Annotated in this window: 18 protein-coding genes; 14 read left to right on the top strand and 4 right to left on the bottom strand. The window is 42.8% G+C overall.

Going from position 1 to position 13,346, the window contains the following annotated elements; translation table 11 throughout:
- Nucleotides 1-25: 25 nt before the first annotated feature.
- Genes H6F44_RS16145 through H6F44_RS24090 form a run of 3 tightly spaced genes read left to right on the top strand, consistent with a single transcriptional unit; the run spans nucleotide 26 to nucleotide 1,637 of the window.
- On the top strand, nucleotides 26-820 hold the full coding sequence (locus tag H6F44_RS16145; RefSeq protein ID WP_199302161.1) for an AAA family ATPase: 795 nt from the start codon (nucleotides 26-28) through the stop codon (nucleotides 818-820).
- The gene (locus H6F44_RS16140) at nucleotides 817-1,470 is read left to right on the top strand and encodes a hypothetical protein (RefSeq protein WP_190352055.1); all 654 of its coding nucleotides are present in this window, start codon (nucleotides 817-819) and stop codon (nucleotides 1,468-1,470) included. Before H6F44_RS16145 ends, H6F44_RS16140 begins: the two co-directional genes overlap by 4 nt.
- Nucleotides 1,446-1,637 carry an element excision factor XisH family protein gene (locus H6F44_RS24090; RefSeq protein WP_190352059.1) on the top strand — a complete coding sequence of 64 codons (192 nt, stop codon included), beginning with the start codon at nucleotides 1,446-1,448 and terminating at the stop codon, nucleotides 1,635-1,637. Before H6F44_RS16140 ends, H6F44_RS24090 begins: the two co-directional genes overlap by 25 nt.
- On the opposite strand, the gene H6F44_RS16130 is transcribed toward H6F44_RS24090, so the two are convergent.
- Nucleotides 1,560-2,150 carry a helix-turn-helix domain-containing protein gene (locus tag H6F44_RS16130; protein ID WP_190352054.1) on the bottom strand — a complete coding sequence of 197 codons (591 nt, stop codon included), beginning with the start codon at nucleotides 2,148-2,150 and terminating at the stop codon, nucleotides 1,560-1,562. The genes H6F44_RS24090 and H6F44_RS16130 overlap by 78 nt on opposite strands.
- A gap of 101 nt (nucleotides 2,151-2,251) precedes the next feature.
- Here H6F44_RS16130 and H6F44_RS16125 point away from each other — a divergent pair, with 101 nt between their 5' ends.
- The 8 genes from H6F44_RS16125 to H6F44_RS16095 all read left to right on the top strand — a co-directional run bounded on the left by H6F44_RS16125 (nucleotide 2,252) and on the right by H6F44_RS16095 (nucleotide 7,604).
- Nucleotides 2,252-2,722 (top strand): DUF29 domain-containing protein, encoded by a 471-nt coding sequence (locus tag H6F44_RS16125; RefSeq protein WP_190352053.1) that lies wholly within the window; start codon nucleotides 2,252-2,254, stop codon nucleotides 2,720-2,722.
- 5 nt (nucleotides 2,723-2,727) lie between these two features.
- The gene (locus tag H6F44_RS16120; protein ID WP_190352052.1) at nucleotides 2,728-3,168 is read left to right on the top strand and encodes a DUF29 domain-containing protein; all 441 of its coding nucleotides are present in this window, start codon (nucleotides 2,728-2,730) and stop codon (nucleotides 3,166-3,168) included.
- A gap of 4 nt (nucleotides 3,169-3,172) precedes the next feature.
- Nucleotides 3,173-5,110: a formylglycine-generating enzyme family protein gene (locus H6F44_RS16115; RefSeq protein ID WP_199302160.1), complete on the top strand. Its 1,938-nt coding sequence runs from the start codon at nucleotides 3,173-3,175 to the stop codon at nucleotides 5,108-5,110.
- Nucleotides 5,111-5,299: 189 nt separating this feature from the next.
- The gene (locus tag H6F44_RS24085; RefSeq protein WP_190352057.1) at nucleotides 5,300-5,422 is read left to right on the top strand and encodes an SUMF1/EgtB/PvdO family nonheme iron enzyme; all 123 of its coding nucleotides are present in this window, start codon (nucleotides 5,300-5,302) and stop codon (nucleotides 5,420-5,422) included.
- Nucleotides 5,423-5,700: 278 nt separating this feature from the next.
- Nucleotides 5,701-6,036 carry a diversity-generating retroelement protein Avd gene (gene avd, locus H6F44_RS16105; RefSeq protein WP_190352051.1) on the top strand — a complete coding sequence of 112 codons (336 nt, stop codon included), beginning with the start codon at nucleotides 5,701-5,703 and terminating at the stop codon, nucleotides 6,034-6,036.
- Nucleotides 6,037-6,042: 6 nt separating this feature from the next.
- Nucleotides 6,043-7,092: an RNA-directed DNA polymerase gene (locus tag H6F44_RS16100; protein ID WP_190352050.1), complete on the top strand. Its 1,050-nt coding sequence runs from the start codon at nucleotides 6,043-6,045 to the stop codon at nucleotides 7,090-7,092.
- A gap of 41 nt (nucleotides 7,093-7,133) precedes the next feature.
- Nucleotides 7,134-7,271, top strand: a complete 138-nt coding sequence (locus tag H6F44_RS24080) for an SUMF1/EgtB/PvdO family nonheme iron enzyme (RefSeq protein ID WP_407681874.1) — start codon at nucleotides 7,134-7,136, stop codon at nucleotides 7,269-7,271.
- A 120-nt stretch (nucleotides 7,272-7,391) separates the two neighbouring features.
- On the top strand, nucleotides 7,392-7,604 hold the full coding sequence (locus H6F44_RS16095; protein WP_190352049.1) for a hypothetical protein: 213 nt from the start codon (nucleotides 7,392-7,394) through the stop codon (nucleotides 7,602-7,604).
- Between the two features lie 67 nt (nucleotides 7,605-7,671).
- Here H6F44_RS16095 and cobD read toward each other — a convergent pair whose 3' ends face one another.
- The gene (gene cobD / locus H6F44_RS16090; protein WP_242016611.1) at nucleotides 7,672-8,784 is read right to left on the bottom strand and encodes a threonine-phosphate decarboxylase CobD; all 1,113 of its coding nucleotides are present in this window, start codon (nucleotides 8,782-8,784) and stop codon (nucleotides 7,672-7,674) included.
- Between the two features lie 81 nt (nucleotides 8,785-8,865).
- Between cobD and hisD the strand changes: the two genes are divergently transcribed.
- The 3 genes from hisD (at nucleotide 8,866) to H6F44_RS16075 (ending at nucleotide 11,632) form a co-directional block, all read left to right on the top strand.
- Complete coding sequence (hisD, locus tag H6F44_RS16085) at nucleotides 8,866-10,164, top strand: histidinol dehydrogenase (protein WP_190352048.1); 1,299 nt, start codon at nucleotides 8,866-8,868, stop codon at nucleotides 10,162-10,164.
- A 143-nt stretch (nucleotides 10,165-10,307) separates the two neighbouring features.
- Nucleotides 10,308-10,949, top strand: coding sequence for a DUF3386 domain-containing protein (locus tag H6F44_RS16080; protein ID WP_190352047.1), 642 nt, complete (start codon nucleotides 10,308-10,310; stop codon nucleotides 10,947-10,949).
- Nucleotides 10,950-11,278: 329 nt separating this feature from the next.
- Nucleotides 11,279-11,632, top strand: a complete 354-nt coding sequence (locus H6F44_RS16075; RefSeq protein WP_190352046.1) for a helix-turn-helix domain-containing protein — start codon at nucleotides 11,279-11,281, stop codon at nucleotides 11,630-11,632.
- A gap of 165 nt (nucleotides 11,633-11,797) precedes the next feature.
- Here H6F44_RS16075 and H6F44_RS16070 read toward each other — a convergent pair whose 3' ends face one another.
- Together H6F44_RS16070 and aroF are read right to left on the bottom strand one after the other, a co-directional pair.
- Nucleotides 11,798-12,214 (bottom strand): acyl-CoA thioesterase, encoded by a 417-nt coding sequence (locus H6F44_RS16070; protein WP_190352045.1) that lies wholly within the window; start codon nucleotides 12,212-12,214, stop codon nucleotides 11,798-11,800.
- 88 nt (nucleotides 12,215-12,302) lie between these two features.
- Complete coding sequence (gene aroF / locus H6F44_RS16065) at nucleotides 12,303-13,337, bottom strand: 3-deoxy-7-phosphoheptulonate synthase (protein ID WP_190352044.1); 1,035 nt, start codon at nucleotides 13,335-13,337, stop codon at nucleotides 12,303-12,305.
- Nucleotides 13,338-13,346: the final 9 nt, after the last annotated feature.

Below are 13,346 nucleotides of genomic sequence, written 5' to 3'. Positions count from 1 at the left end.
CTAGATAGGTCATACTTACTATGACTTGACCTATCTTTTTTATCTTAAATCCTCAAATCCCCATCTACTCATACTTCCCATATCTTTTGTCGCCCCGTCAGATTTAAACGACAAAATTTTTTGCTATTCTTTTGGCAAGAAGACAGCCAAAGAGATCAAGAATGTAGATAATAATATTCCACAGCGCAAAGATAATTCTATATTTTTACCTGCAAAAGAAGTTCTTTCTCTCCACAACATTATTTTAAAGTCGCGAGAGCAAGATAAAGTATTTGGCTTTGATGACACATATTTAGATTTAGCTAGAGCTTTGCGTACTCAACCCCAAAAAGGGAAAAACTTTACGGAGTTTTCACAGGCTCGTAAAAATTTAGAAGATATTTTAGGTGGAACGATAGAGTATAAACAAGATTCTAATCATTGGCAATTTATAAAAGGCAAGCAAAAATTTTCCATAGGAACTACGGCTGAAGGCGTAAAGAAAATAGCGATTTTAGATACTTTACTTGGCAATCGTTACCTAACACCAAATTCTATAGTTTTTATTGATGAGCCAGAGGCGGCATTACATCCAGAAGCAATTTCAAAATTACTTGACATTATCGCAACCTTAGCTGAAAGGGGGATTCAATTTTTTCTGGCTAGTCATTCATATTTTGTGATCAAAAAACTCTATCTAATTTCTCAACAAAAAGAGATGTCAATTCCTATCATAGCCGCAGAAACTTGGCATTCTGAAGACTTACAAAATGGCATGATTGACAATCCGATTATTGATGAGTCTATTCGCCTATATAAAGAGGAAATAGATTTAGTATGATGACGACAGAGCCTATTATTGAATCTGATTTGATGTTTGGGGCATTTCCAGAAGGACACTGCTTTTATATTGAGAAAAGCCAAACATACAAACGAATTGAGTCGGGAGTAAAGATGGTAGAGTTTCTGTTACTTCACCCTGATGCTAAGACTAACAAAACAGCTATTTGGATGATCGAGGCGAAAAAAAGTTCTCCCAATTCTAAGACGCACGGAAAACTTCAAGAAAGTATGAATGAAGTAAGGAAAAAGCTAAATAGTAATTTAGAATATTCAGAAGCACAAATAGAAAATATTGTTTTAGAGCTAACTCCCCATCCACTTGATGTTTATGTAAAAGAAATTTGCAATAAATTTGTTAATGCCTTAACTTTATTCATTGCTATTCACTTAAAAAGACATAGCAAGGGAGACTCTGAATTGTCAGAGGATTTTAAGCAAGTTGATCTATCCCGTGTTCGATTTGTTTTTGTGCTAGTAATTAAAGACTGTAAAGAAGAGTGGCTACTACCTATTAAAGAAGCACTCAACAAAGCACTCCGTCCTACGATAAGCACATGGAATTTATTACCTCCAAGTATTTTAGTTTTAAATGAAGATTTGGCTAGGAAGAAGCACCTCATAAAATCTCAAGACAATATCATTGCCTAGCATTAAAGTTAGACGATAGCGATCGCCTCTTAGACTTAGCGATCCCAGACACAGCTTGGAATATCTTCTTTCGGCGTGAATTTGCTAAACTAGCGATCGCTAAATACGAACTGAATCTGATTTTTGAGGGCATCTTCTACTTCTTGAAGAAAGCGCTGAAATTCTAAATTTGTTTGTGGTAATGGGGCATCCGATCGCCAGTGGATTTCCACACCTTCACGAATTTGGATACGCAGCCATTGATTAGAAACTTGCCTAGTTGCGATTTTGGGCTTGTCATTTTCTAAATTTTTTGATTGTAGATCAGGTTGTATAGCGCTGAGATTAAATTCGATACCACCTGTAAGCATGGCTTCTAGATCTGTATTCGTTTTATGTTTGGCGATCTCCTGAATCACGGCTACGGTAAAACCTTCAGTCAAGAGTCGCCGACAGACTAACAGTTGTAATAAATGGCGTTGGTTATAAAAGGCATATTTCCCCTCGCGGATCGGATCGTCTAGTACGCCTTGATTGGTGTAATAACGAATTAATCGGGGTGTGATTTCTTCCGATAATTTGGTATTTAATTTGGCATTGGGTTTCAGCGCAGGCAGAACTTGGGGCAGCATTTCATTAGCAATTGCTGCTAGTTCTTCGAGTGTCCATTGTTTATCTGAGCTAATCTGTAAATTAATCATGCGAAATATATAAATAATATATTGACAAAATAATGCGTCAATGACAGTATATATTAAAGCTGTTCATAAAATTCCCATCAAGCAATATTTAGGATAGAGCTATGACAGAAGTAGTTGCTGAAACCACAAAAGCGCGATCGCTTTATGAGCAGGATATTTTGCTGTGGGTAGAAGATACTGTTGCAAAGCTTAAAGCAGGTGATTTTGAAAGTGTGGATATGGATAACTTGATTGAAGAGGTGGAATCCTTGGGTATTTCGCAGAAGCACCAACTTTATAGTCGTCTGCTGGTTTTATTAGAGCATCTCTTAAAACGTCTATATGTGCCTTTGTCTGATGATTACCGAGGTTGGGAGCGCACAATTCGCAACCAAAGGAACGCTTTGGAATATTTACTCAAGCAAGCGCCAAGTCTTAAAACTAGATGGCAGGATAGTTTTGCAGAGGCGTGGCAAGTCGCTTTGAAAACTGTGCGAAAGGAATATCGTCAAGTTACCTTTCCCGATCGCTGGCAATATCCTACTGATATTGAGACCATGCTCGATCGCGATTTTTGGGAAGAGGAAGGTTAAAAAATATGCTAACAACTGCATGGGATGAACTGGTATTTCGCTCTCCATATTTAGCAGTGATCAAAGCAAAAGAACTGTTACAGGATGGTCAGATGTCAGAAGCATATAACGTTTTAGAGAGTTTAGCAGAAGCAATGGGGCGATCGGAAAGAAAGGCGGTAAGCAGTCAATTAACACGATTAATGCTCCATGTAATTAAATGGCGCTGCCAGCCTGAAAAACGTAGTGCTAGTTGGGTGATTTCCATTCGTTCGGCGCGGCGCGAAATTGCGGATAGTCAAGAGGAGATGCCCAGTCTGAATCGCGATTTTTTGCTTTCGATTTGGGACAAATGTTTTGCGGCGGCGAAACAGGATGCGAGGGATGAAATGGGCAAAAAGCCAGAAATTACATCTCTAAGTTGGGCTGAGGTTTTTGAAGAGATTTATACAATTTGGGAGGATTAGAAAAATGTGGGATTGGAAAAAGGTTAAAGAAAAAACACTTGAAATTGGTGGCAAAATCATCGGTGGTATTGCCGAATCCTTTGGATTATCCTTTGGTAAAAAGGTGTTTGGCATTGCGCCGCATGGTAGTGGATCAAACCATGACGCAGCGATCGCCACTGCCATCAGCAGCAATAGCATCGCCATGAAAGCATTTGCTGATGCTCAAAATAGTTTAGTGGCGGTGCAAGCAGAACAAAATAAGCTACAAAAAGCGAGACTGGTCTTGAATGCAATTGAGTTAGTTCAGAAAGCTGAACTAGCACAAAAGGAACGTGAACTCAAGGAAAAACTGTGTGAGATCACTTGCAATTTGCAACGAGAACTGCAACAAAATGAGTTTCAAAATCGTGGTGAATTGCAAGCAGTGCAAATCCAATCTAAATGGGATGAGAAAGAACTACCAACCATTTTTAGTCGCCGAGAATTAACAGATATTTTTGCTCAAAAATCTGATTTCCCCTTATTTATCTGTTCCAAAATTCAAATCACTGAGGGTTCACCAAAATATTTTCAAACAGAACTTGCGGCAGAATTAGAAAGCAAAATGCTAACCTTTGCCAATTCAACTTTTAGGCGAGATGTGCGTTTTTATAGTCGCTTTTTTAAGGATCGAGATGTCTTTGATGTCAATGCTGCACAATTAGAAACTATCCTTCCTAACACACCTTGTGTGATGAGTTTTAGTAAACTGACCCGCAGTAATGTCCATTTCCATTACAAGCTGTGGGGTAGTCAGATTGCGGAGATTCTTCATGAACATTATGATTTGGAATTCTCTTGGCGCGAGGAGTTTTTGCAACCTTTGCTAGATTCTGTGGGCGAAGTGAGCGATCATAATTTGGATAATATCTATGAAATGATTGGCGATTGGTTGACAAGTTTGCAGAAGCTGATCGCCACATTTTTGATGGATCTCTATGCGATCGTGGATGGCAATAATCCTTTCTATATGCCCAAACTAGATCGGGTCAACGTAGGCTTGCCTGAAGCGGTGCGCGAGAAATATATTCAGCCCTATGCTGAGATCTTGGAGCGCGTCCAAAAGGAACGTATTGATGCTTTTAATGAGGAGTTGCGCCGTCAACAGGATGCCGCCTATCGCCAGCGTCAAACAGAATTGCAAAAACAACGAGATGAAGAAGCTCGCCGTAAAGCGCTCAATATTCCCATCCCCAACACCAATCTTACCCTTGAACTTGCCGCGATCAAAGAAGATGATTTTCAAATGGGTAGCAATCAAAACAGCAACGAACAACCGATTCATCCAGTACATATCAAAGCCTTCAGAATAGCAAAATATACCGTCACCCAAGAGCTATGGAAGGCAGTAGCCGCCATGCCCAAAGTCAAAGACGACCTCAACGCCGATCCATCACGTTTCAAAGGCGCAAATCTGCCTGTAGAAAATGTCAGTTGGCATGATGCTCAAGAGTTTTGCAAACGCCTTTCTAATGCTATAAAGCAACCTGTACGGCTACCTACAGAAGCTGAATGGGAATATGCTTGTCGTGCAGGCACTAATACCCACTTTGCCTTTGGCGACACCATTACTCCTAGTCAAGTCAATTATGACGGTAACTATCCCTTTGGTGGCGCAGCTAAAGGACAGTACCGCGTGACAACCGTAGCCGTTGATAGTCTAGCCAAAAATGATTGGGGCTTGTATCAAATGCACGGTAATGTCTGGGAATGGTGTGAGGATGTCTGGCACGATAATTATAATGGTGCGCCGAGCGATGGTAGTGCTTGGATGAGTGGTGGCGATCAGTCTTATAGAGTGCTGCGCGGCGGTTCTTGGAGCCACTATGCTGGTCACTGCCGTTCTGCGTGTCGCGGTAGGAATATTCCCAGTTCCCGCTGCAACATTTATGGTTTTCGCGTGGTCTTGCCTCTCCTGTGAGGACTTAAATTTCCCTTTACCCTTTTTCCCTCTTTCCCTTTATTGGCGCGAAGCGCCTCGAATTTTTTTAATGTAAAGAAATATGAATTTAATGTGACATTAGCAACGTATTGCTATATCTTATCTCTCACCATTCATTGTTTTTACTTCCTAGTATGTAAGGCACCTTGGGTGGGATTGAGTTACAAAATGCTGCGCGGCGGTTCTTGGAACAACAATGCTAATCACTGCCGTTCTGCGTATCGCAATAGGAATATTCCCAGTTCCCGCAACAACAATTATGGTTTTCGCGTGGTCTTGCCTCTCCTGTGAGTACTCTCAACCGTCAGAGCCGATAGAAGGGATTTTATCGGGCGTATATTGAGAGTCCAAACTCAATTCCAGTGATGCGGGTGACTGCATCCAAACATCAAACCGAGTCAGTTGAGCTAGTAAAGCAATTGAAAGTTTGGCTGACTCACAATCACAAAAAAGCTCAGAATCGCAGATTAAACGGATTTAGAGATTACACAGATTTTAACTTTCTGTTCCTAATCAAAATCCGTGTAATCCAATAATCCATATAATCCGTGTTCCGCGTTTGATTATTCATGACAGAACTCTCGATCATTCAAAAAACCTACGACCTGATCAAATGGTATGTTCCCATTCTTAATCGACTACCCAAAGAGCATAAATTCCAACTAGGTAATCGTACTATTGAGCTACTTTACAACATTCTCGAAACCCTCATCGAAGCTAAGTTTACTAAGCAAAAGCAAACCAAACTAGAAAGTCTCAACGTTTCTCTATCAGTCCTCCGCTATCAAACAAGACTGCTATTTGATTTTTCCCTATTTTCTATCCAGCGTTACGAATATGCTAGTAAGATGATTGATGACATAGGTAATGAGCTAGGCGGATGGCTCAAAAAATTGCAAAAATGAGCAAAAATGAAACGTCACGGTCACTTATTTTCAAAAATTGTCAGCTTTGAAAACCTAGTTTTAGCAGCCCAAAAAGCCCAAAAAACTAAGCGCTTTCGTCCCAACATCCTTATTTTTAATGCAAACCTAGAAAGAGAACTTATTCAACTCCAGAGAGAATTACTAAACCACACCTATCAGACTGGGGATTATCGTACATTCCACATTACAGATCCTAAATCACGGCTCATCTCCGCACCACCATACCGCGACAGAGTAATACACCACGCTCTCTGCAACATCATCGCCCCCATCTTCGATAAAACCTTCATCGCTGACTCTTACGCCAATCGCCGCAACTTCGGCACACACAAAGCCCTAAAAAAATTTACCCATTTCACTCGCACCAGTGAATATATCCTTCAATGCGATATCAGTAAATATTTTCCCAGCATCGATCATGAGATCCTCAAACACATAATCCATAGCAAAATTAAATGTCTTGACACCCTCTGGCTAATCGATCAAATCATTGATCGCAGCAATCCTCAAGAATTAATCCTAGAAAGATTTCCCAACGATGATCTACTTACCCCAATCGAACGACGCAAAGGCTTACCCCTAGGCAACCTCACCAGTCAATTATTTGCCAATATCTATCTGAATGAATTAGATCAATTCATCAAACACCATCTCAAAGCTAAAAAATATATCCGTTATCTCGATGACTTTGCTATTTTTGCCAATGACTACAATTTTTTGAATACTGCTAAATTAGCAATCTCTGATTTTCTAATCAACTTACGCCTCAAACTCCATCCCATCAAAACCCAATTGTTTGCCACTAATCATGGTGTTAACTTTGTCGGTTTTCGCATCCTACCAACGCATACAAGAGTACTGGCTAAAAATATTCAAAGGGGTAAAAAACACATTAGACGCTTACAAAATGCCGCTAATCAGGGTAGAATCTCTACAAATAAGCTAATAGCATCCTGCCAAGCATGGCGAGGGCATCTGCAACATGGTGATACATGGCATTTGCAGCAACAGTTATTTAGTTTTCTTGAAGTTTGATCATTAATTGGTTGAACGGCGAGAGGCTAGAGAAGGGGTAGATCGATAGCGCCGTTCGCGGTGGTTCGTGGAACAACAATGCTAACAATTGCAGTTCTGCTTATCGCAACAATTGGAATGCAGACAATAGGAACAACAACATCGGTTTTCGAGTAGTTTTGTTGAGTTCCGTTTCTTGAGCGTGAGTACTCCCATCTATCAGAGTCATTTCATGGGAATGTACTGCTGCAAATTTTCCCGCCAAAGTCAATTCATTCAGAAACAGAACTCGATCAAATTCAAGAAATAATTGACTTTTTTTGGATAAGCCAACATTCACGGATAATGAACGTGAGTATTTACATTTGTTAGGCTTGCTAGTTCAGGAGTACGAGGATAAACATTATCCGATCGCAGATGCTTCCTTAAACAATATTTTAGTCAACCTCATGGAAGAACATCAGACTTCCATTGATGACCTCAGAACAGTTTTTGAATCAGAACAGGATTTCAATGCTCTCTTAACTCTTTGACTACAAAGCGCCATCAACAAATTATTTACAAATTATTTAACTTGTTTAAACTTGTTTAACGAATTATTTACAGCAAGAGTGCGTTTATCAATTTTTGATTCTCATGTTCTAAGCGTACTGCCACTCGAAAATAGCGATCGCCTAGTTCGGGGAAACTCAAACAATCCCTGATTAAAATCTGCTCCTTTTGTAATAGTTCCTTTTGCAAAATAGAACCTGCTACTTCTGTCTGCACTAAGAGATAGTTAGCGGCATTGGCTAAAGGCTTAAAGCCTGAAATTGCTGCTAAGCCTGTAAAAAGTTGCGCTCTGGCAGTTTTTAGCCAAGTCCATGTCTTTTGTTGAAACTCTTGATCGGACAATACCGCAATCCCTGCGGCGACAGCAAGAGCATTTACACACCAAGGATCGCGCCATGCTTGCCAGCGCTGTAAACGTTCAGGATGGGCGATCGCATAGCCAAGGCGTAATCCTGGTAAACTATAAAATTTAGTCAGCGATCGCAAAATCACTAAATTAGGATAGAAAGGAACTAAATCAATTAAGCTTTGCTGTTGTTCTGGCGGTAAAAAATCCATGAATGCTTCATCGATGACCACAAGGGCAAATTGTTCTAAATAGGGAAGCAAGTTATCTTTCGTGAATAAGTATCCAGTAGGATTATGAGGGTTATTAATTAAAATGCCTTTAGCTTGATTATCGGAAACTTTTATTAGCGATGGAATCTGGATATGCTGTAGATCTTCAGAAGGAAGGATGAGGGGATAGCGCTCTATTTGGCAATCATAGGCGGCAAGGGCGCGATCGTAATCTGTAAAGGCTGGCGTAAATAGAACTGTTGCCTTGAGTTGGGACAAATCTCGCCCCACCCAAGTTAATAGCTCCGCTACACCATTACCCGCCAAGATCCAATCGGGTGATAATTGATGAAAATTTCCGATTGCTTGCCGCAAATCTATGTATGCGGGATCGGGGTAATGATTTAGCTCGCGGAGATGGGACTGAATAGCGGCGATCGCTGAGTCAGGTGGGCCGAGAGGGTTGATACTAGCGGAAAAATCTAAAATTGTGGCTAGGTCGATCCCCGCCATATCTGCCGCCCATTGACGATTGCCCCCATGAATTGGGCGCTGGTGCATTGACTGGATCGGACGCATAGATTTTTGCCTATTAATTTGCATATTAATTTCAAAGCCGAATAACACAACTTATAGGAATACAGGTTAAGCTAGGATTAATCATCGCTTCTTACGTCACAATCTATGCTACGAATTGTCACCCAGAGAACTGAAGCAGAATCCGAAATTAAACGGATTTGCGATCGCATCTATGACGATCAGATGATCCACAAAGAGGCAACGGTCACGGAAATCATTCAAACGGTGAGACGCAAGGGCGATCATGCCATCTTGCACTATACCTCTGAGTTTGATGGACAGGATTTTACGGCGGCGGAACTGCGCGTAAGTGGATCGGAACTCGATGCTGCTTACCAACAGGTTAAGGGCGATCTGCTCAAGGCGATCGAAATGGCGCACCAGCGTATCGTAGATTTTCATAAGATGCGTGTCCCTAAGAGTTGGGTGCATTTTGCGGATAAAGATGTGGTCTTGGGCAAACGCTATACTGCCGTTGATGCCGCAGGTATTTATATTCCAGGGGGCAAAGCTGCCTATCCTAGTACGGTACTAATGAATGCCGTGCCAGCACAGGTGGCGGGGGTCAAAAAGATTGTTATGGTTACACCGCCTGGGCAAGAACGCACGATTAATCCTGCAATTTTGGTGGCGGCACAGGTGGCGGGGGTCGAAGAAATCTATCGGGTGGGTGGCGCACAGGCGATCGCCGCCCTTGCCTATGGCACTGAGACAATTCCTAAAGTCGATGTGATTACGGGACCTGGCAATATTTACGTTACCCTTGCCAAAAAGCAAGTATTTGGAAGGGTGGGCATTGATTCGATCGCGGGACCTTCGGAAGTATTGATCATCGCCGATGCCAGTGCCACCCCTGCCTATGTCGCTGCCGATATGTTGGCACAGGCAGAACATGACCAGATGGCGGCAGCAATTTTATTAACCAATGATTCGCGCCTCGCCAATCGTGTCTCTGAGGAGGTCAATCGGATGTTAGAGAACCATCCGCGCCGCCTCATGACCGAGAAGGCGATCGCCCATTATGGCTTGATCGTGGTTGTTGAAAATCTGAATATAGCGGCAGAATTATCCAACCAATTTGCCCCAGAGCACCTTGAGCTAGAGGTCGAAGAGCCTTGGCAGTTAGTTGATCAAATTCGTCATGCAGGGGCAATTTTTATCGGACATAGTACCCCAGAGGCAGTTGGCGACTATTTAGCAGGACCAAATCACACCCTGCCCACCTGTGGCGGCGCTAGATATTCGTCAGCCTTGGGTGTGGAGACATTTTTAAAACATTCCAGCCTGATTCAATATACGCCTGAGGCACTCAGGGAAGTCTCAGGGGCGATCGCCCTCCTCACCGAAGCCGAGGGACTGCCCTCTCACGGCGACTCGGTGCGATTACGTCTTGGCGATCTTTAATGGTTTGGGGATTGCCACAAAGCCACGATCCCCAAAAATCCCTTTTGGATTCGATTCAACAAAAAGCACCGTCAAGCTAGTAGAATATTCATAGCTATTGCTAAATATTCTCAATTGCTTCAAAAGTATATTATAAAAAGCTCATGACTATTACAGCCGAACGCATTGATGCCACCTCTCTATTTCAAGCAGCCTATGAAAATCGTTACACTTGGGATGCCAATTTCCCTGGGTTTACGGCCAAGGCAAGCATTACCCAAAACGGAAAAACTCATCAAGCTGATGTCAGCATTGCGCCCAACCTCAAAGTGACACTAGCCAATGCCAACAGTGAGGAAGCAGAAAAAGCAATTCATGGACAAATGCAAGAGATTGTCATTCACCGTGTCCATCGTAAATTTGCCGATGTGCATGGCAAGAATGAATTTAGCTATGGTGATGCTGACAATACCGATGAGGCATTGATTGTAGTGGGTGGTGCAGCTTCAGGCGATCGCTACAAAGTTAAAGACAATATCGTGAGTATGGTACATCGCCATATTCATGGCACGGTGGTGACGATCAATGTGCTTAGCACCTTTGACACAGGTAAAGGCTATTTACCAATGGATTATGACTCCACCTATGCCAAGCCCAACGATCCTAGTTACATCAGCCCTGTGCAGCATCACCATGATGACTATGCTCCATTCGGTGATTATTTCATCATGACAGCCCGCACCGTCACCTGCGATGATGCGGCGCAGTCCTTTGAGTTCCAATTGTCTGATATTAAATTAGCTTAGGATTGAAAGTTGATTAAATCCAAGAGAACTTAGGCGAAACAGCCAGAAGTAGGGGCAATTAATTCGTTGACACCTTGATTTTAGGGTAGGGACAATTCATAAACTGCCCCTACTTTTGGTCGTTTTGCGTAAGTCCTATGAAACATAAATTTATGTAAATTATTGAGGGAAAGAGTAGCACAAGGTAGTATAGGAATAGATACAACGCAAAGCGATCACACCCAAAACTTTTCTTGCGGCTCGTTTGATCGGCAATTGCTGTAAAACTCAAAAATATTTCTGTACTACTCAAAGCCTCAATAGGCTGTAATAAGAACAAGAGGGTAAAAATGCCACCATACTCGCTAGAGCTAAGACAAAAAATAGTCGCAACCTATGAAGCAGGAAATACATCAATACGCAAAGTTGCAAGTCAATATCAAGTAGCAACCAAAACAGTCCAAACATTACTCAAGCAGTACCGAGAGACAGGAGATTTAAGCCCTAAACCATTAGGAAGTCAGATCGAAAGTCCTCTTGAGGCTCATCGGGAGAAAATTATTGAAATTGTGTTAGCCCATCCAGATTGGAGGCTATGGCAGTACTGTGAAGAAGTTGCGAAACAAACAGGAGTGTCAGTGACCACAGGAAGTATATGTCGCTTTTTGCAAAGGCATAATATTAGCCTCAAAAAAGACCTATAGCAGTTTTCACATTGGTACGGACAAGGTAAAAACCGAAGATAGAAAATATGGATTTGATGGTTTGCAAATTGTCAAGGACAATTTGCAGACTGCGATATTGCAGCGCCAAGGTAAAGAGTGAGTTGGTGCAATCCTTGCCACGATTGGTCTTTGATTCCACATAGGTCAGATTGTGGTTAGCTCTAACCATTGTAAAAGCTCTGGCGCAAGCGAACAGCGCTGGCGCTGGGCATCAATGCAAATATGTTTAGTGGTGGCATTAGCGATCGCTTTGGTTTTAGGTTCTGGCTGATATATCTGATAGTCAATTTGAAAGGATGCGGGCGTGAGCAATGTGGCTTTTAGGGAAATGGCAACGAGATCGCCACAAAACATCGGTTTAAAAAAGTCGATGCTGGCATGGGTAATCGGTACGGCGATCGCTTCACCCTTAAAAAATGTACGCAGATTGATATTTGCGGCGGCAAGGGATGCTTCATAGGCTTCATGACAAATTTTCAGCCCATTGGCAAAATAAACCACCCCCGCCGCGTCGGTATCGGCAAAGTGAATTTGGCGATCGTAGATAAATGGTTGTGGCATAGTTTGTTTTTACAGCCTATGAGTAATCTCGAAAAGCCTGTGCGCGGAGCTTCGCACCGCGCACAGGCTTATGGGGTTTTGCTGCAATCTAAATTTGGTGCATCGCTGTTTCTAAATTCTTGATTTTGACCATCAGGCGCTCAAAATCATCAAAGGTTAGAGATTGCGGTCCATCGGATAGCGCTTTTTTGGGATTGGGATGCACTTCGATCATCAAGGAATCTGTTCCCGCCGCGATCGCCGCTAAGCTCATCGATGGCACAAATTCTGACCAGCCCGTACCATGACTCGGATCGATCATAATCGGTAAATGGGTGAGCTTGCGTAATACAGGAATCGCCGCCATATCAATTGTATTGCGTGTATATTCGCGATCGAAGGTGCGAATCCCGCGCTCACAGAGGATCACATTGGGATTGCCCTCTGCCAAAATATATTCCGCCGCCATGAGCCAATCATCAATGGTGGCTGCTAAACCACGCTTGAGTAGCACAGGTTTAGACTGTTTGCCCACCTGCTTGAGCAATGCAAAATTTTGCATATTTCTCGCGCCAATTTGCAGCACATCGGCAACCTCAACAATTTTGTCGATATCGGCAGTATCCATCACCTCCGTAATAATCCCCAAACCACTGGCTGCCCTTGCTGCTGCCAACAGAGACAGCGCACTCTCGCCATGCCCCTGAAAAGCATAGGGAGAAGTGCGTGGTTTATAGGCTCCGCCGCGTAAAAATTGCGCCCCTGCCGCCTTGACCCGCATCGCCGTTTCCACGATCATTTCTTCGGTTTCCACAGAGCAAGGGCCTGCTGCGATCGCTAGGGGGTGATTCTCGCCGATCGCCACATCACCATTCGGGGTTGGCACAATCACCACACTGGATTCATGGTCGCGATATTCACGACTAGCCCGTTTAAAGGGACGCTCCACCCGCAAGACTGTCTCAATCCAAGGGCTTAGTTCTTCAATACGATGGCGATCTAGATCAGCCGTCTCACCGACCAAGCCTAAGACTGTTTTATGCTTGCCCACAATTTTCTCAGGAGACAGCCCCCAGCTTGATAGCTCCTCACAAATACGGTTCACTTCCTCTGCTGGCGTACCAATCTTTGTTACTACAATCACGGTTTACCT

It is taken from the genome of Pseudanabaena cinerea FACHB-1277, from assembly GCF_014696345.1.
Taxonomy (GTDB): Bacteria; Cyanobacteriota; Cyanobacteriia; order Pseudanabaenales; family Pseudanabaenaceae; genus Pseudanabaena; species Pseudanabaena cinerea.
The sequence above is the reverse complement of the archived record's forward strand: the minus strand, read 5'-3'. Positions and strand labels throughout refer to the sequence as shown.

What these genes read in the sequence shown, in the direction of transcription:
- H6F44_RS16140 (WP_190352055.1), top strand. Translation starts at nt 817, where the DNA reads ATGATGACGACAGAGCCTATTATTGAATCTGATTTGATGTTTGGGGCA.
- H6F44_RS16130 (WP_190352054.1), bottom strand. Translation starts at nt 2,150, where the DNA reads ATGATTAATTTACAGATTAGCTCAGATAAACAATGGACACTCGAAGAA.
- H6F44_RS16125 (WP_190352053.1), top strand. Translation starts at nt 2,252, where the DNA reads ATGACAGAAGTAGTTGCTGAAACCACAAAAGCGCGATCGCTTTATGAG.
- H6F44_RS16120 (WP_190352052.1), top strand. Translation starts at nt 2,728, where the DNA reads ATGCTAACAACTGCATGGGATGAACTGGTATTTCGCTCTCCATATTTA.
- H6F44_RS16115 (WP_199302160.1), top strand. Translation starts at nt 3,173, where the DNA reads ATGTGGGATTGGAAAAAGGTTAAAGAAAAAACACTTGAAATTGGTGGC.
- H6F44_RS24085 (WP_190352057.1), top strand. Translation starts at nt 5,300, where the DNA reads ATGCTGCGCGGCGGTTCTTGGAACAACAATGCTAATCACTGCCGTTCT.
- avd (WP_190352051.1), top strand. Translation starts at nt 5,701, where the DNA reads ATGACAGAACTCTCGATCATTCAAAAAACCTACGACCTGATCAAATGG.
- H6F44_RS16100 (WP_190352050.1), top strand. Translation starts at nt 6,043, where the DNA reads ATGAAACGTCACGGTCACTTATTTTCAAAAATTGTCAGCTTTGAAAAC.
- cobD (WP_242016611.1), bottom strand. Translation starts at nt 8,784, where the DNA reads ATGCAAATTAATAGGCAAAAATCTATGCGTCCGATCCAGTCAATGCAC.
- hisD (WP_190352048.1), top strand. Translation starts at nt 8,866, where the DNA reads ATGCTACGAATTGTCACCCAGAGAACTGAAGCAGAATCCGAAATTAAA.
- H6F44_RS16080 (WP_190352047.1), top strand. Translation starts at nt 10,308, where the DNA reads ATGACTATTACAGCCGAACGCATTGATGCCACCTCTCTATTTCAAGCA.
- H6F44_RS16075 (WP_190352046.1), top strand. Translation starts at nt 11,279, where the DNA reads ATGCCACCATACTCGCTAGAGCTAAGACAAAAAATAGTCGCAACCTAT.
- H6F44_RS16070 (WP_190352045.1), bottom strand. Translation starts at nt 12,214, where the DNA reads ATGCCACAACCATTTATCTACGATCGCCAAATTCACTTTGCCGATACC.